This window comes from Enterococcus sp. AZ196, assembly GCF_050498845.1.
Lineage (GTDB): Bacteria > Bacillota > Bacilli > Lactobacillales > Enterococcaceae > Enterococcus_A > Enterococcus_A murrayae.
This window is the reverse complement of record NZ_JBIPAM010000001.1, coordinates 2,247,720-2,268,775: the sequence shown is the minus strand read 5'-3', so window position 1 is coordinate 2,268,775 and position 21,056 is coordinate 2,247,720. Positions and strand designations below refer to the sequence as shown.

Annotated in this window: 21 protein-coding genes and 1 tRNA gene; 15 read left to right on the top strand and 7 right to left on the bottom strand. The window is 39.9% G+C overall.

Going from position 1 to position 21,056, the window contains the following annotated elements; translation table 11 throughout:
- The first annotated feature begins 254 nt into the window (after positions 1 to 254).
- The 4 genes from rpsO to IGI67_RS10825 all read left to right on the top strand — a co-directional run bounded on the left by rpsO (position 255) and on the right by IGI67_RS10825 (position 6,068).
- Positions 255 to 524 (top strand): 30S ribosomal protein S15, encoded by a 270-nt coding sequence (rpsO, locus tag IGI67_RS10840; RefSeq protein WP_088934178.1) that lies wholly within the window; start codon positions 255 to 257, stop codon positions 522 to 524.
- 349 nt (positions 525 to 873) lie between these two features.
- A complete protein-coding gene (pnp, locus tag IGI67_RS10835) occupies positions 874 to 2,997 on the top strand; it encodes a polyribonucleotide nucleotidyltransferase (protein WP_207107455.1) in 2,124 nt (707 codons plus the stop codon).
- Between the two features lie 393 nt (positions 2,998 to 3,390).
- A complete protein-coding gene (locus IGI67_RS10830) occupies positions 3,391 to 5,388 on the top strand; it encodes a KUP/HAK/KT family potassium transporter (protein WP_207107456.1) in 1,998 nt (665 codons plus the stop codon).
- 149 nt (positions 5,389 to 5,537) lie between these two features.
- Positions 5,538 to 6,068 carry a hypothetical protein gene (locus IGI67_RS10825; RefSeq protein ID WP_207107457.1) on the top strand — a complete coding sequence of 177 codons (531 nt, stop codon included), beginning with the start codon at positions 5,538 to 5,540 and terminating at the stop codon, positions 6,066 to 6,068.
- 2 nt (positions 6,069 to 6,070) lie between these two features.
- On the opposite strand, the gene IGI67_RS10820 is transcribed toward IGI67_RS10825, so the two are convergent.
- The 3 genes from IGI67_RS10820 to IGI67_RS10810 form a co-directional block, all read right to left on the bottom strand.
- The gene (locus IGI67_RS10820) at positions 6,071 to 7,441 is read right to left on the bottom strand and encodes an MATE family efflux transporter (RefSeq protein ID WP_207107458.1); all 1,371 of its coding nucleotides are present in this window, start codon (positions 7,439 to 7,441) and stop codon (positions 6,071 to 6,073) included.
- A gap of 121 nt (positions 7,442 to 7,562) precedes the next feature.
- Complete coding sequence (locus IGI67_RS10815) at positions 7,563 to 7,886, bottom strand: DUF960 domain-containing protein (RefSeq protein ID WP_207107459.1); 324 nt, start codon at positions 7,884 to 7,886, stop codon at positions 7,563 to 7,565.
- Between the two features lie 222 nt (positions 7,887 to 8,108).
- A complete protein-coding gene (locus IGI67_RS10810; protein ID WP_429957689.1) occupies positions 8,109 to 8,726 on the bottom strand; it encodes a 50S ribosomal protein L25/general stress protein Ctc in 618 nt (205 codons plus the stop codon).
- 501 nt (positions 8,727 to 9,227) lie between these two features.
- Here IGI67_RS10810 and IGI67_RS10805 point away from each other — a divergent pair.
- The 3 genes from IGI67_RS10805 (at position 9,228) to udk (ending at position 11,339) form a co-directional block, all read left to right on the top strand.
- On the top strand, positions 9,228 to 9,944 hold the full coding sequence (locus IGI67_RS10805; RefSeq protein ID WP_429957688.1) for a 16S rRNA pseudouridine(516) synthase: 717 nt from the start codon (positions 9,228 to 9,230) through the stop codon (positions 9,942 to 9,944).
- Positions 9,945 to 9,955: 11 nt separating this feature from the next.
- Positions 9,956 to 10,642 carry a YjjG family noncanonical pyrimidine nucleotidase gene (locus IGI67_RS10800; RefSeq protein ID WP_207107462.1) on the top strand — a complete coding sequence of 229 codons (687 nt, stop codon included), beginning with the start codon at positions 9,956 to 9,958 and terminating at the stop codon, positions 10,640 to 10,642.
- Between the two features lie 70 nt (positions 10,643 to 10,712).
- A complete protein-coding gene (gene udk, locus IGI67_RS10795) occupies positions 10,713 to 11,339 on the top strand; it encodes a uridine kinase (protein WP_207107463.1) in 627 nt (208 codons plus the stop codon).
- 130 nt (positions 11,340 to 11,469) lie between these two features.
- Here udk and tnpA read toward each other — a convergent pair whose 3' ends face one another.
- The 4 genes from tnpA to rpiA form a co-directional block, all read right to left on the bottom strand.
- Positions 11,470 to 11,943 (bottom strand): IS200/IS605 family transposase, encoded by a 474-nt coding sequence (tnpA, locus tag IGI67_RS10790; protein WP_429956784.1) that lies wholly within the window; start codon positions 11,941 to 11,943, stop codon positions 11,470 to 11,472.
- A gap of 189 nt (positions 11,944 to 12,132) precedes the next feature.
- A tRNA-Leu gene (locus IGI67_RS10785) sits at positions 12,133 to 12,216 on the bottom strand.
- Positions 12,217 to 12,321: 105 nt separating this feature from the next.
- Complete coding sequence (gene gpmA / locus IGI67_RS10780) at positions 12,322 to 13,008, bottom strand: 2,3-diphosphoglycerate-dependent phosphoglycerate mutase (protein WP_207107464.1); 687 nt, start codon at positions 13,006 to 13,008, stop codon at positions 12,322 to 12,324.
- A 129-nt stretch (positions 13,009 to 13,137) separates the two neighbouring features.
- Positions 13,138 to 13,818, bottom strand: coding sequence for a ribose-5-phosphate isomerase RpiA (gene rpiA, locus IGI67_RS10775; RefSeq protein WP_429957687.1), 681 nt, complete (start codon positions 13,816 to 13,818; stop codon positions 13,138 to 13,140).
- Between the two features lie 416 nt (positions 13,819 to 14,234).
- Here rpiA and rpsL point away from each other — a divergent pair, with 416 nt between their 5' ends.
- From rpsL to IGI67_RS10735, 8 genes are all read left to right on the top strand, one after another.
- Positions 14,235 to 14,648, top strand: coding sequence for a 30S ribosomal protein S12 (gene rpsL / locus IGI67_RS10770; protein ID WP_010742744.1), 414 nt, complete (start codon positions 14,235 to 14,237; stop codon positions 14,646 to 14,648).
- Between the two features lie 46 nt (positions 14,649 to 14,694).
- Positions 14,695 to 15,165, top strand: a complete 471-nt coding sequence (gene rpsG, locus IGI67_RS10765) for a 30S ribosomal protein S7 (RefSeq protein WP_088935882.1) — start codon at positions 14,695 to 14,697, stop codon at positions 15,163 to 15,165.
- A gap of 79 nt (positions 15,166 to 15,244) precedes the next feature.
- Positions 15,245 to 17,329, top strand: coding sequence for an elongation factor G (gene fusA / locus IGI67_RS10760; RefSeq protein ID WP_207107466.1), 2,085 nt, complete (start codon positions 15,245 to 15,247; stop codon positions 17,327 to 17,329).
- A gap of 163 nt (positions 17,330 to 17,492) precedes the next feature.
- Positions 17,493 to 18,680 carry an elongation factor Tu gene (tuf, locus tag IGI67_RS10755; RefSeq protein WP_207107467.1) on the top strand — a complete coding sequence of 396 codons (1,188 nt, stop codon included), beginning with the start codon at positions 17,493 to 17,495 and terminating at the stop codon, positions 18,678 to 18,680.
- A 437-nt stretch (positions 18,681 to 19,117) separates the two neighbouring features.
- Entirely contained in the window at positions 19,118 to 19,426 is a 309-nt protein-coding gene (rpsJ, locus tag IGI67_RS10750) for a 30S ribosomal protein S10 (RefSeq protein WP_010756438.1), read from the top strand.
- A 22-nt stretch (positions 19,427 to 19,448) separates the two neighbouring features.
- The gene (gene rplC, locus IGI67_RS10745) at positions 19,449 to 20,078 is read left to right on the top strand and encodes a 50S ribosomal protein L3 (protein WP_207107468.1); all 630 of its coding nucleotides are present in this window, start codon (positions 19,449 to 19,451) and stop codon (positions 20,076 to 20,078) included.
- 28 nt (positions 20,079 to 20,106) lie between these two features.
- A complete protein-coding gene (rplD, locus tag IGI67_RS10740; protein WP_207107469.1) occupies positions 20,107 to 20,730 on the top strand; it encodes a 50S ribosomal protein L4 in 624 nt (207 codons plus the stop codon).
- Positions 20,730 to 21,020: a 50S ribosomal protein L23 gene (locus IGI67_RS10735; protein WP_010782060.1), complete on the top strand. Its 291-nt coding sequence runs from the start codon at positions 20,730 to 20,732 to the stop codon at positions 21,018 to 21,020. The genes rplD and IGI67_RS10735 overlap by 1 nt, the downstream gene beginning before the upstream one ends.
- Positions 21,021 to 21,056 lie beyond the last annotated feature (36 nt).

Below are 21,056 nucleotides of genomic sequence, written 5' to 3'. Positions count from 1 at the left end.
CTCAAGACTTTAATTTCATCACGTTAGTTTAACACAAAAAGTAAGTAAGGTAAAAAAACTGTTTTTAATAAAGCTGTTCTTTAAAAAAATTGTAATGATTCTAAAAGAGTAGTTTAAATTGCTGTACAGCTTGATTTTTTGGAGTAAATCAAGTAAAGTGTTAGAGTGTGCAAAGCGCACCACCTATCACTTGGTTGGGCGATTCACCAACGCTCTACTCAGTCATAGGAAGAAAAAAGGAAGAGGTGAAAACCATGGCATTATCAAAAGAACGTAAAAACGAAATCATCAATGAATTTGCTCGCCATGAAGGAGATACTGGTTCTCCAGAAGTACAAATCGCTGTATTGACGGAAGAAATCAATCAACTAAATGAGCATGCACGTGTCCACAAAAAAGACCACCATTCATATCGCGGTCTAATGAAAAAAGTTGGTCATCGTCGTAACTTGCTAGCTTACTTACGTAAGAACGAAGTACAACGTTACCGTGAATTAATCCAACGTCTAGGACTACGTCGTTAATTCGTACTACTATTGAAGTGAGGTTCCTAGGAATCTCACTTTTTTTGACAGTTGCGTTTTTTCCAGTTTTAGTTGGTGAAAAAGAAATTATTACCAACTATAGATCAAGCAGTTTAGCGCAATGTTATGCGTACGAGAACAAAAGAATTTTACGCCAGTAACATTCATTCATTATTAACGAGCTGGCTGCTGAGGTTTCAAATAGTAATTATCTGAGCTCAACTCAGAAAAAATAAAATCCCTTTGATTGGCGTGTTGTCACTCTACTAACCAAATGCAAGAAGCGAAGGATTTCGCTGTTTCCATTTGTTTAGTAGCGTCGCACTGGTCAAAGGAAAAAGGAGAAATTATGTCAGAAAAACAAGTTTTTAAAACCACTTGGGGCGGGCGCCCTCTGCAAGTTGAAATTGGTCAGCTTGCTAAACAAGCCAATGGTGCAGTATTAGTTCGTTACGGTGATACCGTTGTATTAAGTGCAGCAGTTGCTTCAAAAGAAGCGAAGGATTTCGACTTTTTCCCATTAACGATTAATTATGAAGAAAAAATGTATGCGGTTGGGAAAATTCCTGGCGGCTTCATCAAACGTGAAGGACGTCCAAGTACGGAAGCGACTTTAACTGCCCGTTTAATCGACCGTCCGATTCGTCCAATGTTCGCGGATGGGTTCCGTAACGAAGTCCAAGTAACGAACTTCGTAATGAGTGTTGAACAAGATTGCACACCAGCAATGGCTGCGATGTTTGGTTCTTCATTGGCGTTAGCCATTTCAGATATTCCATTCGAAGGCCCGATCGCTGGTGTTGATGTTGGTCGAGTGAATGGCGAATATGTACTGAATCCAACGGAAGAACAACATGCGGAGTCAGATATCGACTTAACAGTGGCTGGAACAAAACAAGCCATCAACATGGTAGAATCTGGTGCTAAAGAAGTTTCTGAAGAAGATATGCTAGGAGCATTATTATTTGGTTTTGACGCAATCAAAGAATTAGTTGCTTTCCAAGAAGAAATCGTTGCCGCTGTCGGCAAAGAAAAAATGGAAATCAAATTATTACAAGTTGATCCTGAGTTGAAGAAAGAAATCTTTGATGGCTATTATCAAACAATGAAAACAGCCGTAATGACCATGGATAAATTGGCTCGTGAAGACGAGATCGAAAAAGTTAAAGAAACCGTCAAAGAAGTGTACGCAGAGAAATTTGCGGATCATGAAGAAGAAGCGCAATTAACTAAAGAAGTGAAACAAATCGCCGAAGATCTTGAGAAAGATGTGGTTCGCGAATTGATCACGATCGATAAGATTCGTCCGGATGGCCGTAAATTGGATGAAATCCGTCCATTAGCCGCTGAAACTGGGTTATTGCCTCGTGTTCACGGATCAGGTCTGTTCACTCGTGGACAAACCCAAGCGTTATCTGCTTGTACCTTGGCACCATTAGGTGAACACCAAATCATTGATGGTCTTGGAACAGTTGAGAGCAAACGATTCATCCATCATTATAACTTCCCACAATTCTCTGTTGGTTCAACGGGACGTGCAGGTTCTCCTGGTCGTCGTGAAATCGGACATGGAGCGTTGGGTGAACGTGCCTTAGCGCAAATTATTCCAAGTGAAGAAGATTTCCCTTACACAATCCGTTTAGTAGCGGAAGTATTGGAATCAAACGGTTCTTCTTCTCAAGCAAGTATCTGTGCCGGAACCTTGGCATTGATGGATGCTGGTGTGCCAATCAAAGCACCAGTTGCTGGGATCGCAATGGGACTTGTCTCTGATGGGGAAAACTATACGATCTTAACCGATATTCAAGGTCTAGAAGATCACCTTGGCGATATGGACTTTAAAGTTGCTGGTACAAAAGATGGTATCACAGCTCTACAAATGGATATCAAAATCCAAGGAATCACAGAACAAATCTTGACTGAAGCATTAACACAAGCAAAACAAGCCCGTTTGGAAATTCTTGAAGTATTGACAGATACGTTGGCTACACCGCGTGAAGAATTAAGCCCATATGCACCGAAGATTGAAATGATCCAAATCGATCCAGATAAGATCAAAACAGTTATCGGTAAAGGCGGCGACACTATTAACGGGATCATTGATGAAACCGGCGTGAAGATCGATATTGATCAAGAAGGGAACGTCAGCATTGCTTCTTCAGATGCAGACATGATCAAGAAAGCAATCAAGATCATTGAAGAATTAACGAAAGAAGTTAAAGTCGGTGAAGTTTATTTAGGTAAAGTCGTTCGTATTGAGAAATTCGGCGCTTTCGTAAACTTAATCAAAGGCAAAGACGCTTTGGTTCACATTTCTCAGCTTGCGAATGAACGTGTGAATAAAGTGGAGGATGTCGTAAAATTAGGCGATGAAGTACTCGTTAAAGTTACAGAGATCGATCGTCAAGGTCGTGTAAATGCTTCTCGCAAAGCCTTGTTGAAGGAAGAAGAAAGTAAAAAAGAAGAAAAATAGTTTCTAATTTGAGGTTATTCTTTGACAATCCTCTCTGGAAACTGGATAATACGGTTAAGTTTTAGGGGAGTAGCGACATAGAGCCTGGCTCTATGCTTTTAGATCAACAACTAGTGCATAGCACTGGTCTAAGAGATAATTTGCAAGACCTAAACAATAGTGAGAGCTGTTGTTTAGGTCTTTTTTGCGAGTTTCTATATGTTTTAGCGTTGTTAGGAAAGTGACTTTGTTTACACTAGACGAACTGTCAGTTTCATTTTTCACATAACATAAAATGCAATCATAAAAACAGATGAAAAACGTGCTTATAAGAGAAAATGACTGCAACGAGCCTAAAGCTTAATATAAAGAATCAATACCGCTTCAGCATTGGCTGTAATAGGAGTGTGCAAAATGGAAAAGAAGAAAGATCATATTAAGAAGCTTTCGGCAGCTGGATTGCTGATCGCGATGGGGGTTGTTTACGGAGATATCGGGACAAGCCCATTGTATGTAATGAAAGCTATCTTGGAAGAAAATGGTGGGTTGAGTACTGTCACGCAAGATTTTGTTCTTGGAGCAGTCTCCCTTGTTTTTTGGACCGTCATGCTGTTAACGACGGTCAAATATGTGCTGATTGCTTTAAAAGCAGACAATCATGGTGAAGGAGGAATCTTCTCTTTATACACCTTAGTGCGAAAAGGCGGGAAGTATTTAATCGTGCCTGCGATGATTGGCGGAGCAGCGCTATTAGCCGATGGAGTATTGACACCAGCCGTGACAGTTACGACGGCAATCGAAGGGTTGAGAGGAATTCCAGGTTTCTATCAAGAATTCGGTAATAATCAAAATATTATCGTGATTATTACTTTAGTGATTTTGCTCTTTCTATTTTTGATCCAACGATTTGGAACGGATTTTGTTGGAAAGGCTTTTGGTCCCATCATGTTTCTGTGGTTTACGTTTTTAGGTTTAATGGGCTTATTAAACATTCCTTATGATTTTGGTGTGATCAAGGCGTTGAATCCTTATTATGCCGTTCACTTATTATTCAGTCCTGATAATAAAATGGGTATCTTTATTTTAGGAAGTATCTTCTTGGCAACGACTGGTGCAGAAGCTCTTTACTCTGATATGGGACATGTAGGTAAAAAGAATATCCATATCAGCTGGCCCTACGTTTTACTTTGTCTGATGTTGAATTACGCTGGACAGGCTGCATGGATTTTGCATGCTAAAGGAGATGCGGCGATCGAAGGCATCGAAAATTTGAATCCCTTCTTCCAAATATTGCCAGAGGGCTGGATGATTTTTGGAGTCGTCTTTGCGACCATTGCTGCAGTCATAGCTTCTCAAGCATTGATTTCAGGATCATTTACATTGGTTTCTGAGGCAATCAAGTTAAAACTCTTACCAAGAATGCGGATTATCTATCCTGGTAAAAGTATTGGACAGATGTATATTCCAGCAATCAATATGATTTTATGGGCAGCATGTTCATTGATTGTTCTGACTTTCCGTACGTCTAGTCATATGGAGGCGGCTTATGGACTGTCCATTACAGTTACAATGCTGATGACCACGTTCTTGCTGTATCACTACCTGCTGCAAAAAGGAACATCTCGGTTTTTGGCACTATTAATGTTAGTCTTTTTCGGAACGCTAGAAGGTTTCTTCTTCATCTCAAGTGTGACTAAATTTTTCCACGGCGGTTTTGTAGCCGTCGCAATGGCACTATTGATCTTGAGTGTCATGTACATCTGGTACCGAAGCAATCGTGTACAGGAAAATACTAGCCAAGATGTGAACTTCAAAGACTATCTTCCACAGTTACAAGAATTACACGATGATAACAAGATTCCATATTATCAGACGAACGTGGTATTTCTGGTCCCGCGTTTGGATGGGGATCAGATTCCACAGCAATTTATTTATTCGATTTTAGATAAACGATTGAAGCGAGCAAAAGTTTATTGGTTCGTGAATGTGGAAGTAACAGATGAGCCTTACACGGAAGAATATAGTATCGATATGATGGGAACGGATTTTATTGTGAAGGTCAAACTTTATTTGGGATTTCGTATTTCCCAAGACGTCAATGTTTATTTACGTCAGATCATCCATGATTTGATGAAGCAAGGACGTTTGCCAAAACAACCGCAACATTACTCATTGACACCGGGACGCCAAGTTGGTGACTTCCGCTTTGTGATGATTCAAGAAGTGCTGTCGAATATGACGAAATTAGATAAATGGGATCGTCAAGTGATGCAGGCACGACTCGCCATCAAACACCATACGGTTACTCCAGAGCGCTGGTTTGGGATCGAATATAGTGAAGTAACTTATGAGACAGTTCCATTAATTGTAGGTGAAACTAGAAAAACATGGCTTAAAGAGCGGAAAATGTGATCCTATCATGTAGGTGATTTAATTGGCTCTATTAAAAACATTTATACAGATTAAGAACTTTTGGCTTGAATAAGCATCAAAAGTTCTTTTCTTTTTATTTGAAATAAGTTAAATTAAGATTAAAAAAGAATGAAGGTGAGGGGTGCAGGATGGAAATGACGATTTCAGGATTGCGAGATAAATTGTATAAGGCAGATAATGATCAGTTAATAGAGTTGCTTTGTCAGGTATATAAACATTCGGAGGTTGCTCAACAGATTGTTGATTCACGCTTTTTAGGCGATGATTACGGAATGCGCTTGGCAAAAACAACAAATCAAAGGTTAGAGAAAGCTTTTTTTCCACATGGAGAAATCGATCGTTCTTTAGTAAAAGCGGAAGAATTGTTGAGAAAGTTTCGCAAAAGCTGTCAAAATCAGCGAGCCTTGATTGACGTAGAATTGTATTTTGTTGAATGCGGCTTAGATTTTGTGGGGATTTTTGGAGAATCAGAAGGCATTAAAGAATTGTTGATTATGAGCTATGCATCGGCAGTAGCACGAATTTTGGAAGACGATTCGCAGATGTACTTCCAGATTTATTTTGCACGATGCAACCAAATTATCGATATGGCTAAGGATTTTACTTCAGAGTTTTCTCAGAATATGTTGGATGTATATTGCCAACTAGCAAAAGAGTGAGGTTAGCCCTCACTCTTTATTTGTAGATGTAGTTGTTGTTCCTGATCCAATTTCTTCAAGTGTCGCATTGCTTTAAAGTATGAAGTCAGCAAGACGGCCGTTGATCCCATCCAAGCTAATGGTGAAGCAAATGCTGCACCGGCAAAACCGAATGCGTGTGTCAAAATAATAGCTGCAAAGGAGCGCATGACAAGTTCCATAATCCCGGCAATCGTTGGGATTTTTGCTTGACCTAAACCCTGCAGAGTGTAGCGTAAGATAAATAGAATGGCTAAAACCCAGTATAAAGAGCCGTTGATAGTGAAATAAATCTGTGCAAGTTCGAAGACACGAGTTTCAGTGCTATTAACGAAAAGTGCGACAAAAAAGCGGCCGCAGGTTATGACTAGAAGCCCAGCAAAGATACTGAATGCTCCGCTCATCAATAAGCATTGTTTCACGCCTTGTAAAATACGTCCATATTCTTTGGCCCCTAGATTTTGTGCAGTAAAGGTCGCCATAGTGATTCCAAATGACATCATAGGTAAGATGGCGAATTGATCGATACGGCTTGCAGTAGTTTGAGCTGCTACAACATCAGTTCCTAAGGTATTTAAAGCTGATTGCAAAATGACGGCACCAATCGCAATAATAGATGATTGGAAGCCCATTGGCAGTGCTGCATTCAAATGCACACGCAAATCTGCTTTATCCAAAGAAAAATGTTTCCGGCCGATCTGCAGTAAAGGGATTTTTTTTCGAATGAACCACACACACATCAAGCTAGCAGCTACTTGAGCAATAACCGTCGCAAACCCTGCTCCTGCAACACCCATGTGAAAATAAATAATGAATACTAAATCCAGAACGACATTGATTACAACCGCAAAAGCTAAGAAAAATAGCGGTGTGCGGCTGTCGCCTAACGCTCGTACCATATTGGATAATAAATTGAAGCTCATTGAAGCAAAAATTCCGGCCAATATTATTGAAATAAATTTTTGCGCTTGATCCAATAGTTCTGGCGGGGTTTGCATCAATAATAGTAACGGTCGTAAGAATATCAGACTCAAAACGGTTAAGACGATTGTTACTCCCAGGCTAATGAGAATCGAGGAAGCAAAGCTTTTTCGGACACCTTGAATATCTTGGGCGCCAAAACGTTGTGCAGTTATAATTGATAAGCCTGCAGTCAAACCTTGTGCAAATCCGATAATCAAAAAACTGACACTGCTGGTAGCTCCTACTGCGGCCAATGCATCTTTTCCTAATGTCTGACCAACAACTACCATGTCGACCATGCTATAAAATTGCTGAAAAACATTTCCTACAAATAAGGGCAAGGCGAACAGAATGATCAGCTTTGCCGGATTTCCGTGAGTTAACTCTTTCATCTTTTTCCCGCTTTCTAATAAAATTTTCTGATTGATATTACCACAATATTTTCTGAAAGCAAGAGGATCGAGTAAAAAGTTAAGAAAAAAAGACAACCCTTAAGAAAGGTTGTCTGAAAGATTAGCGTTGACGGATCTCATTCGGTAATAAAATGGTTTGACGGTTGCCGTCATCATAAGCATAGACTTCTTGTGGGAAATCATAAGAAAAACCAAACGGCAGGTCAATCCCCATCTCAACCTCGCTGCCTTCTTGGGAGAAGTGCATCGTGACACGTCCATTATTGTTGATCAAATCAAAACTTAAGATATTGTCTAATGGGATCAAGCCCTTTAAGTCTAAGTCAATGATATACCAGATACTATCAATCAGCTCGCCTGGCAAGCTGGACACCACACCGACAGAGGCATAACGACTTTTTTTCGAATCAAATGTTTCAAACATAGATTTTCCTCCTTTAGTTGGAATCACTTACTAAAAGTACAAGTAAGCTTTGTAGTGCCTTATTGTAAATCTTTTTATCAAAAAAGACCACTCATTGTACTTGGTATATAAGAAAAACTAAATAATTAGCTACTTAAAGTAGGGAAGAAATTCTTCTTTATCTACTGTAATTTGATAAAAAAGAGACATGCCGGAATATTTCCGGCACATCTTAACAAATAGTTATTCTTCTGTTGATTCACCGATGACTTCTGGTTGAGTACCTTCAGATACTTCGCCTTCTGCAGGAAGTTCTTGAGCTTCTTGTACAGAAGCGACTTGTTCTTCTGCATCCGTTACAATCGTATAATCAGGGTTCTTAGGTAGATCGCTGATTGAGATTGATTGACCGATTTCTAGTCCAGAGATGTCAACTTCAATACCTTCTGGTAATTTTTCTGGTGTTGCAGAGACAATTACTGTATAAAGTGTTTGGGCAAGCACTCCGCCAGCCTTCACGCCAACAGCTTCACCGACTAGATTAATTTCTGTTTCAGCTTCAGTTTCTTCTGACAAGTTTACAGATACTAATTCAACATGTGTTAAACGATGAGTAAAAGTATCTAATTGAGTCTCACGTAATAATGTGTTTACTTTCTTTCCGCCAATTTCAACAGTAAAAACAGTATTTGCACCATTTTCACGCAATAATCTTGAAAATTCACGCTCGTCGATTGAAATAGGTGTGCTTTCAACCTTGTACCCATTGACGATTGCGGGAACTTTTCCTTCATGACGTAATTTGTTACGAATGGAACGAGGACGAGTTGCTCTTTCTTCTACTTTCAATGATACTGCCATAACCAAATTCCTCCTTAAAATGTGACTGTCTGTGGTTAAGCAGACAGATTTTATTTAAGTGACGGGTTATTCTCAGCACAATGGCTTTGCGAAAAAAACGCAAAAAGACAGTCGTATACACAACTGTCCAAAAAAAGTCTAAGTACAACTTTCTCTACCAGGTCATAACGCTGTGTATGAGAAACCTTTTAACACCGAAGTGTCGATTCACTTAATCATACGAATCTCTGACTCGTATAATTAAATTCTAGGTCTAATCTAATCGAAATGCAAGCATTAACTTCCTGCTGGTTTTGAGTAAAGAGTGATTTTATCAGTGGAAATGCGCTAGTGTAGAGGTTTTAGAGAGGAAATTAATTATTTAATAGAGCATGATTTACAGGCAAAAGATAAACCGTACTGTTCTTCAAAAGTGAATAAAACGTAAATGCCAAGCTTGAGGGTTTTGTCTTCTATATAAAATTCGGTATAATAAGTCCGACAGATTTGAAGGAGACCAACATGCGCTTAGATAAGGTGATAGAACAAAATCTTAAAACGTCTAGAAAAGAGATGAAACGTCTGTTTCTTATGAAGAAGGTTTTTATCGATGGGGCAATCGAGCTTAATCAGCATCGAAATGTCGACAGTCAGCTCCATGAGATTCTTGTTGATGGTCAAAAATTGAAAACGAATCATGTATATTATTTACTGAATAAACCAGCAGGTGTTGTGACAGCCAAGAAAGATGCAAAACTTCAAACAGTAACACAGTTAGTGGGGGAAGAAGACCGCCCTGCCGCTTTATATCCAGTCGGCCGCTTAGATCGAGATACAAAAGGATTATTACTTTTGACGGACAATGGACAATTAGGTTATGATCTTTTGCAGCCGCATGCTAAAGTTGCAAAGCTGTATCGTGCAACAGTTAATGAAACAGTGACCACAGCAGATGTGGCGGCTTTTGAAAAAGGGATAATTTTTCACGGTGGGATACGTTGTCAGCCAGCACAGTTGAAAATTCTGAATTCAGAAGCTGGAAATTCGGAGGTTCTGCTGACTATCCAAGAAGGCAAGTTTCATCAAGTCAAAAAGATGTTTTTGGCTCGTGGGAAAAAAGTGACTAGTCTGGTGCGCCTTGCAATGGGGCCGTTGATTTTACCAGAAGACTTAGCAGAAGGTGCTTATCGATCGTTGACGCTAGCTGAGCTTCGACAATTAAAAACATACTTTAGATAGAAGGTTTGAAAATGGGATACGAAACAATTTTATTTGATATTGATGATACTTTACTGGATTTTAAGGCAGCGGAAGAGCAAGCTTTAAGCTGGCTGTTTCAAGATATGGGGGTAGAGCCCTCCCTATCAGTGAAAAATAATTATAAAAAAATGAATCAAGGATTCTGGCGTGACCATGAAGCAGGGTTGCTTTCGCGCCAAGAACTGTTAGATAACCGCTTCCGTTTATTTTTTGAGCAGTATGAACGAGAGGTTGATGGTCCGAGGACAGAAGCTCGTTATCGGCACTATTTAAATCAAGGGCATCAGTTGATCTCAAACAGCCTAGAAGTCGTGGAGAACTTAAGTCAGAAAAAAGATCTTTATGTAGTTACTAATGGAGTCTCTGCAACGCAGCACCAACGTCTAAAAAAATCAGGACTGGCTCCTTATTTTAAGAAATTGTTTATTTCGGAAGAGATGGGTGTCCATAAACCGATGAAAGAATTCTTTGACATTGTTTTTGCTGAGATTCCTCAGTTGGATAAAGAAAAGACCGTAATCGTTGGTGATTCTTTAACTTCAGACATCAAAGGTGGGCAAACTGCTGGGATAGATACGATCTGGATGAATCCACAGGGAAAAGAAGCAATGGAAATCAAACCAACATTTCAGATTAAAAAATTAACTGACCTCTATCAGATTTTAGAAGAATTTTAAGTTTTTGATAGTAATTTGGCGATGTTTCGCTATAATAGGACTAATGAAAAACGAAAGAGGTTTTATTTGCATGGAAAACAAGCCGATCATTATTGGTGTAACGGGCGGTTCGGGAAGTGGAAAAACAAGTGTTAGCCGCGCGATTTACAATCGGTTTCCCAATCATTCGATTATGATGCTGGAGCACGATTCTTATTATAAGGACCAAAGCGGTATCAGCTTTGAGGAACGGTTAAAAACAAATTATGATCATCCGTTTGCGTTTGACACAGATTTATTAATCGAGCATTTAAAAGAGTTAACGAAATACCAATCGGTAGAAGTGCCGATCTATGATTACGTAAAGCATACCCGCAGTGAAAAAGTCTATGTGCAAGAACCCAAAGAGGTCATTATCTTGGAAGGGATCTTAATTCTTGAGGACGAACGTTTACGCGATTTGATGGATATAAAGATCTATGTAGATACTGATGATGACATTCGGATCATTCGTCGTATCAAACGAGATATGAACGAGCGTGGTCGGACTCTAGAATCAGTTATCGACCAATACTTGACAGTAGTTAAGCCGATGTACCACCAATTTATTGAACCGACCAAACGCTACGCAGACATCATCGTACCAGAAGGCGGAGAAAATCATGTAGCTATCGATCTGATTGCGACAAAAGTAGCGAGTTTTTTGAATCATGAGTAATCAAAACCACCCGTGAAACGGGTGGTTTGCTCTTCGGCTGAAAGCCTCTATTACCGGCCTTGGCCTGAAAGGCCATCTGAAGGCTTCCTCCCGCACCACATCTACTCGCTGATTCTAAAAGAATCTCTCTTTATTTCTTCTTGTTTTTTTCTCCTGTAAATGGATCTACTTCTTCAAACAACGTTAACTGGTCCGCTACATGATCTTCTTTGAGTTGTTTACGAATGTATTCTGCTATCTGTTCCTTATTTCGACCAACCGTATCCACATAGTATCCGCGACACCAAAATTTACGATTCCCATATCGATATTTCAACTCCGCATGTCGATCGAATATCATTAAGCTGCTTTTTCCTTTTAAATATCCCATAAATTGAGCCACACTTAGCTTTGGTGGAATGCTGACAAGAAGATGAACGTGATCCTTACAAGCATTTGCTTCATGAATTTCTACCCCTTTTCTTTCGCAAAGCTTACGGATGATTGCTCCGATACTTTCTCTATATTTCCCATAAATGATTTGTCTACGATATTTTGGTGCAAATACAATATGATACTTACATCTCCATTTTGAGTGTGCTAAACTTTCTTTATCCTTCATCATAAGGATACCTCCTAAATTTGATTGTGATGCGGTCGGGAAACCATCATCAGTTTATCAATTTTGGGAGGCTTTTTTAATACCACGCTGGAAGCTCTCTGGAACCATAGGCATAGCCTATGGTTTTCAAAACATACAAAAAGAGCAAGACAGAAAGTTTTCTGTCTTGCTCTTTTTAACAATTTTTTATGATGCGGCCGAGAAGACTCGAACTTCCACGGTATTGCTACCACTAGCGCCTGAAGCTAGCGCGTCTGCCAATTCCGCCACGACCGCAAAGAAAGCACGTATTTATTTTAGCATAAAAAATTGATTATGACAGCGAAAAAGATGCGATACTAAATGAAAAATCCCGACTCAGTTAGTAAGTCGGGAAAAATGTTATAAGTAGTATTTTTTAGCGACTGTTAAGTCGTCGTTCAAGTCATAAACAAGCGGTTGACCTGTTGGGATTTCTAAGTCCATGATATCTTCGTCAGAAATACCTTCAATGTGTTTAGCTAATGCACGCAGTGAGTTGCCGTGCGCTGCTACTAAAACAGTTTTGCCGTCTTTCAAAGCAGGAGCGATTTCATCTTGCCAGAAAGGTAATGCACGTTCTAGAGTAACTTTTAAGTTTTCTCCACCAGGGATATCGCGAGGATCCATCATTGCATAACGACGATCTTGTGCTGCTGAGCCTTCATCAGTTGCTTCCATCAATGGAGGTAATACATCGTATGAACGACGCCAGATGTGAACTTGTTCGTCACCGTATTTTTCAGCGGTTTCTTTTTTGTTCAGGCCTTGCAATTTACCATAGTGACGTTCGTTTAAGCGCCAAGATTTGATTGTTGGTACCCAAAGTTGATCGGAGTTTTCTAAGATCAAGTCACAAGTTTTGATTGCACGAGTTAAAACAGATGTATATGCAACATCGAATTCAATTCCTGCTTCTTTGATTTTACGGCCGCCTTCTTTTGCTTCTTCGACACCTTCTGGAGCCAAGTCAACGTCTGCCCAGCCAGTAAATTGATTCAATTTGTTCCATTCACTTAAGCCGTGACGAGAAAAAACTAATTTTGGCATAACATTCTCTCCTTTGAAATTTCTGAAATTTTCAATTCCTGATTCATTGTACAATGTTTCCGCCATGATTTCCATTAAATTGAGTGTGTTTTTTATCAAATCACATGCTTTAAAGGGATTTTTATAAAATTATTTTGCTGGAGTTTCTAAAATTTTTGGCCCTTCAGTAGTGCCGACAATTACACGAGAGATCATATCGATAAATAAGCCATGCTCAACAACACCGACACAAGCATCAAGTTCTTCAGCGAGTGCATGTGGATTTTCAATAGTTTCTAAATGAAGGTCAATAATGTAATGCCCTCCATCTGTAGTTAAGAGTTCATTAGCATCATCCATGCGCCATGTTGGCTCGTAACCTTTTGATTCAAACAGACGAAAGACGTTGTGACTGCCGAATGGCACGACTTCAACAGGTAAAGGAAATTGCCCCAACTTATTAACCATTTTGCTTTCGTCTACAATCCAGATGCAATCCTTTGAATAGGTTGCCACTACTTTTTCGAAGAGCAGCGCTGCACCGCCGCCTTTGATTCCTTGAAAGTCATTGCTGATTTCATCTGCACCATCAATTGTAAGGTCGACCGATTCTACATCGTCAATTGCTTTTAAGGGAATACCTAATTCTTTTGCCTGTTCTTCTGTTTTAGAGGAAGTCACAACACCTGTAATCTTTAAGCCTTCCTCATTCACTCGACGACCTAATTCCTTCACTAAATAATAAGCTGTTGATCCAGTACCTAGCCCAACGGTCATTCCGTCTTTGACAAATTTTGCTGCTTCAATCCCAACTGATTCTTTCAAATTCATTGAAAAATCCCACCTTTTGTTAAGTTACGTTCATTGTAATCGCAAAAAAAGAAAAAAGATAGCCTTTTAAGTAAAAAAGACCAAAAAAATGAATGCGGTTTATTTGCTGGGAATCTGGGAATTAACAAACTATTTATTTTACGAATAAGAATTTTCTTATTTGGATATTTTTCTAAAGGGCTGGTTACAACATTAATAATAGTAGAAAAAAACTCTGAATAGTTTGTTGACAGCTAAAATCAATCATGGTATGCTATCAAAGGTGCTTTGTGAACAGGTCTCTCGATAGAGACGTGCTGACTGTGTCGAAGTACAGCTTGATAGAGAATGCAGGGATGCATTATTTTTTATCGCAGAAAAAGAACCACACGGATGTGTGGTACTAGGAAGCGAATCGAGGAAGGAGGAAACAAGGAATGCCTACAATTAATCAATTAGTACGTAAACCTCGTAAATCAAAGGTGGAAAAATCAAATTCACCAGCATTGAACAAAGGATATAACAGCTTTAAGAAAGCTCAAACAAATGTGAACTCACCACAAAAACGTGGAGTTTGTACACGTGTGGGGACTATGACGCCTAAGAAACCTAACTCAGCGTTACGTAAATATGCTCGTGTTCGTTTGTCAAACTTGATCGAAGTAACAGCTTATATTCCAGGTATCGGCCATAACCTACAAGAACATAGTGTTGTTCTATTACGTGGTGGTCGTGTAAAAGACTTACCAGGGGTACGTTACCATATCGTTCGTGGCGCACTAGATACTGCTGGTGTTAACGATCGTAAACAAAGCCGTTCTAAATACGGTACTAAAAAACCTAAAGCTTAATCAAACGAATAGATAAAGACATATTTTCGAAAAGGAGGAGTTACGTATGACTCGTAAGGGAGCTATCGCAAAACGCGACGTTTTGCCAGATCCTATGTATAACTCTAAGCTAGTAACTCGTTTAATCAACCGTGTAATGGTTGATGGAAAACGCGGAACTGCTTCAAATATTGTATACAATGCTTTTAGCACAATCAAAGAATCAACAGGAAATGATCCGTTAGAAGTTTTCGAACAAGCAATGGAAAATATCATGCCTGTACTAGAAGTTAAAGCCCGCCGTGTTGGGGGATCTAACTACCAAGTACCCGTTGAAGTACGTCCAGAACGTCGTACTACTTTAGGATTGCGTTGGGTTGTAAACTTCGCTCGTCTACGCGGCGAACATACAATGGAAGAACGCTTAGCGAAAGAACTTATGGATGCTGCTAACAACACTGGCGCTTCTGTAAAAAAACGCGAAGATACACACAAAATGGCGGAAGCCAACCGTGCATTTGCTCATTATCGTTGGTAAGATATTTTCTGCTGACGAAGGTCAACAGATGTCTGACCGAACCATGCTAATTTAATAGAAGAGAGGAGCAAACAAAGAAATGGCAAGAGAATTTTCTCTAGACAATACTCGTAATATCGGGATCATGGCTCACGTTGATGCTGGTAAAACAACAACAACAGAGCGTGTCTTATACTACACTGGTAAAATCCATAAAATTGGAGAAACTCACGAAGGCGCTTCTCAAATGGACTGGATGGAACAAGAACAAGAACGTGGTATCACGATTACATCTGCCGCTACTACAGCGCAATGGAAAGGTCACCGCGTAAATATCATTGATACCCCAGGACACGTGGACTTCACAATCGAAGTTCAACGTTCATTACGTGTACTTGACGGTGCAGTAACTGTATTGGACTCACAATCAGGTGTAGAACCACAAACAGAAACTGTCTGGCGTCAAGCAACAGAATATGGCGTTCCACGTATCGTATTCTGTAACAAAATGGACAAAATCGGTGCTGACTTCCTTTACTCAGTAAGCACTTTACATGATCGTTTGCAAGCAAATGCTCATCCAATCCAATTACCAATTGGTGCGGAAGATGATTTCACTGGAATTATTGACTTAGTCAAAATGAAAGCTGAGATTTACACAAACGATTTAGGTACAGAAATTCAAGAAACTGAAATTCCTGCTGACTATCAGGGATTAGCTGAAGAATGGCGCGAAAAATTAGTTGAGGCTGTAGCTGATACTGATGAAGACCTAATGATGAAATTCTTGGAAGGTGAAGAAATCACTGAAGAAGAATTGAAAGCAGGTATCCGTAACGCGACTTTAGCGGTAGATTTCTACCCAGTTTTATGTGGTTCAGCCTTCAAGAACAAAGGTGTTCAATTGATGTTGGATGCAGTCATCGACTATCTTCCAGCGCCAACTGATGTACCTGCGATCAAAGGTTTCAACCCTAAAACTGACGAAGAAACTGAACGTCCTGCAGACGATTCAGCTCCATTTTCATCACTAGCGTTTAAAGTAATGACTGACCCGTTCGTAGGTCGTCTAACTTTCTTCCGTGTGTACTCAGGTGTGCTAAACTCTGGTTCATACGTGTTGAATGCTTCTAAAGGCAAACGTGAACGTATCGGACGTATTCTACAAATGCACGCGAATACTCGTAAAGAAATCGAAACGGTTTATTCAGGAGATATCGCAGCTGCTGTTGGTTTGAAAGATACAACTACTGGGGATACGCTTTGTGATGAAAAATCACCAGTTATCCTTGAATCTATCGAATTCCCTGATCCAGTTATCGAAGTTGCTGTTGAGCCTAAATCAAAAGCTGACCAAGATAAGATGGGTGTGGCGCTACAAAAACTTGCTGAAGAAGATCCTTCATTCCGCGTTGAAACAAACGTTGAAACTGGCGAAACAGTTATCGCTGGTATGGGTGAACTTCACTTAGACGTTTTAGTAGACCGCATGCGTCGTGAATTTAAAGTAGATGCAAACGTAGGAGCGCCTCAAGTATCTTATCGTGAAACTTTCCGTGCTTCAACAAATGCAGAAGGTAAGTTTGTACGTCAGTCAGGTGGTAAAGGTCAATACGGTCACGTATGGATTGAATTTACACCTAACGAAGAAGGTAAAGGCTTCGAATTCGAAAATGCAATTGTCGGTGGTGTGGTTCCTCGTGAATACATCCCAGCAGTTGAAAAAGGATTAGAAGACGCAATGGCAAACGGTGTGTTAGCTGGGTATCCATTAGTTGACATTAAAGCTAAGCTTTATGATGGTTCATACCATGATGTCGATTCAAATGAAACAGCCTTCCGTGTAGCAGCTTCTATGGCTCTACGTGCGGCAGCTAAGAAAGCTAGCCCATCAATCCTTGAACCAATGATGAAAGTTACGATCACTGTTCCAGAAGATTACTTAGGTGATGTGATGGGTCACGTAACTGCTCGTCGTGGACGTGTTGAAGGTATGGAAGCGCATGGTAACGCACAAATCGTTAACGCAATCGTGCCGTTAGCTGAAATGTTCGGTTACGCAACAACGCTTCGTTCATCAACGCAAGGACGTGGAACATTCATGATGGTCTTTGACCACTATGAAGATGTACCTAAATCTGTTCAAGAGGAAATTATTAAGAAAAACGGCGGCAAAGCTGAATAATTCTTAAAAGTCAATTGGTTTTTGACTGCTTTTTCTAAAAGAACTGTATTTTTAGTAACGTTTCATGTAAAATAATTAACTGATGATATGGGCTCGCAGCGCTTTTGCGGTGCGGACCTATCAGATAAAAAATAATCTCATTTACTTAGGAGGAACAATTTAAATGGCTAAAGAAAAATTTGACCGTTCAAAACCCCATGTTAACATTGGTACTATCGGACACGTTGACCATGGTAAAACTACTTTAACTGCTGCAATTACAACTGTACTTGCTAAACAAGGCGGAGCAGAAGCAATGGATTACGCTTCAATCGATGGTGCACCTGAAGAACGCGAACGTGGGATCACTATCAACACTTCTCACGTAGAATACGAAACTGACAACCGTCACTATGCTCACGTTGACTGCCCAGGACACGCGGACTACGTTAAAAACATGATCACTGGTGCTGCACAAATGGACGGAGCTATCTTAGTAGTATCTGCTGCTGATGGCCCTATGCCTCAAACTCGTGAACACATCTTGTTATCTCGTAACGTTGGTGTTCCTTACATCGTTGTATTCTTAAACAAAATGGATATGGTTGACGATGAAGAATTACTAGAATTAGTTGAAATGGAAGTTCGTGACTTATTAACTGAATACGACTTCCCAGGCGACGACACTCCAGTTATCGCAGGTTCAGCTTTGAAAGCTTTAGAAGGCGACGCTTCATACGAAGAAAAAATCTTAGAATTAATGGCTGCTGTTGACGAATACATCCCAACACCAGTTCGTGATACTGACAAACCATTCATGATGCCAGTCGAAGACGTATTCTCAATCACTGGTCGTGGTACTGTTGCAACTGGTCGTGTTGAACGTGGACAAGTTCGCGTTGGTGACGAAGTTGAAATCGTAGGTATCGCTGAAGACACTGCTAAAACAACTGTAACAGGTGTTGAAATGTTCCGTAAATTATTAGATTACGCTGAAGCAGGAGACAACATTGGTGCGTTATTGCGTGGGGTTGCACGTGAAGACATCCAACGTGGACAAGTATTGGCTAAACCAGCTTCAATTACTCCACATACAAAATTCTCTGCAGAAGTTTACGTTTTAACTAAAGAAGAAGGCGGACGTCATACACCATTCTTCACTAACTACCGCCCTCAGTTCTACTTCCGTACAACTGACGTAACTGGTGTAGTTGATCTACCAGAAGGTACTGAAATGGTAATGCCTGGTGATAACGTAACTATGGAAGTTGAATTAATCCACCCAATCGCTATTGAAGACGGAACTCGTTTCTCAATTCGTGAAGGCGGACGTACTGTTGGTTCAGGCGTTGTAACTTCAATCAAAGCATAATTAACTTTTTAATTTGAATTTATGATCGGACGTAAAGAGTTGCTGATTTTTCAGCGACTCTTTTTTTGTTTTGACTGAATATAAAAGGACAAATAAGAACTGATTTTTATGGCATTTTAAAGGATATAGAAAGTATTTTACCAGCGTGGAATTCTATAAATAGAAGCAAGCGTGTGAAATTTCAATATATTATTTTCTGAAAACCAAAGCAAAAGTTCAAAAAAACCTAGAAAATCCTTGCAATCACTAATCTCATGTAATATAATCATAAAGGTGCTGTTTGCAGAAGTGCAAATATCATTGGGGGGTTCGAAAAGGAATCCGTCGGCTTTGAAACGAGAGGTTGCGACACGCCCGGACGCTTTGCCACGAACGAGCGTGACGGAGATTTTCGTGGAGCTATGTCTACTTTTAAAATAGGCGAAGGAGGGAACAAGATGGCAAAACAAAAAATTCGTATCCGTTTAAAAGCGTATGAACATGGTATTTTAGATCAATCAGCGGACAAAATCGTAGAAACTGCAAAAAGAACTGGAGCTAGTGTATCTGGTCCAATTCCATTACCAACTGAACGCAGTCTGTACACTGTAATCCGTGCGACTCATAAATACAAAGATTCACGCGAACAATTCGAAATGCGTACTCACAAACGTCTGATTGACATTGTGAACCCAACACCGAAGACAGTTGATGCTTTAATGAAGCTTGACTTACCATCAGGTGTGAATATCGAAATCAAATTATAATTAAGAAGATGGAGGTGTAATCATGACCAAAGGAATCTTAGGGAAAAAAGTGGGAATGACTCAAATCTTCACTGAATCTGGTGAACTTATTCCAGTTACTGTTATCGAAGCTACTCCAAACGTTGTTTTACAAGTGAAGACAATGGAAAACGATGGCTACGAAGCTGTTCAATTAGGTTACCAAGATATGCGTGAAGTTTTGTCTAACAAACCTGCGAAAGGTCATGTTGCAAAAGCAAACACGGCTCCTAAGCGCTTCATTCGAGAATTCAAAGATGTTGAGCTAGGAGACTATGAAGTAGGTAAAGAAGTGAAAGTTGATACTTTCCAAGCTGGAGACATCATTGATGTTACCGGAACGACTAAAGGTAAAGGATTCCAAGGCGTTATCAAACGTCACGGACAAAGCCGCGGCCCAATGGCTCACGGTTCTCGTTACCACCGTCGTCCTGGATCTATGGGTCCTGTTGCACCAAACCGCGTATTTAAAAATAAAAAACTTGCTGGTCGCATGGGCGGCAACCGTGTAACGATTCAAAATCTTGAAATCGTTCGTGTGGACGCTGATCGCAACGTTATCTTAGTTAAGGGAAATGTTCCTGGAGCTAAAAAATCTTTAATCACTATCAAATCAGCTGTGAAAGCTAAATAATTAGTTAAAGGAAAGGAGGAACTAAGGAATGCCAACTGTAGCATTATTCAAACAAGATGGAACTCAAAATGGTGACATCACTTTAAATGAAGAAATCTTCGGAATCGAACCAAATGAAAGTGTTGTTTACGATGCAATCGTTATGCAACGCGCTTCATTAAGACAAGGAACACACGCTGTGAAAAATCGTAGCGCAGTTCGCGGCGGTGGTCGCAAACCATGGCGTCAAAAAGGAACTGGACGTGCTCGTCAAGGTTCTATCCGTTCACCACAATGGCGTGGAGGTGGCGTTGTCTTCGGACCTACACCACGTTCATACAGCTACAAACTTCCTAAAAAAGTTCGTCGCTTAGCAATCAAATCTGTTTTATCAGAAAAAGTTGCTGAAAATAACTTAGTTGCTGTTGATGCTTTAAGCTTTGACGCACCTAAAACCAAAGAATTTAAACAAGTTTTAAGTAGCTTGTCTATTGATTCTAAAGTATTGGTTGTATTAGAAACAGAAAATGAAGTTGCAGGTTTAGCTGCTCGCAACTTATCAAACGTTACTGTTACTACTTCAAACAACGTTACTGTATTAGATGTAGTCGCTAATGACAAGATCTTAGCAACGCAAACTGCTCTTACTCAAATTGAGGAGGTGCTTGCATAATGAACTTACTAGACGTAATTAAACGCCCGGTGATCACTGAAAAATCCATGTTAGATATGGATGAAAAGAAATACACTTTCGAAGTTGACACTCGCGCAAACAAAACTTTAGTGAAACAAGCTGTTGAAGCTGCTTTCGACGTTAAAGTTAAAAACGTAAACATTATGAATGCTAAACCAAAAGCAAAACGTATGGGTAAATATCAAGGCTTCACGAAAAAACGTCGCAAAGCTGTTGTGACTTTGACTGAAGACTCAAAAGAAATCCAGCTTTTCGATGCTGCTGAATAAGCACAAGAAATAGCGATTAATACAGGAGGGAAACAG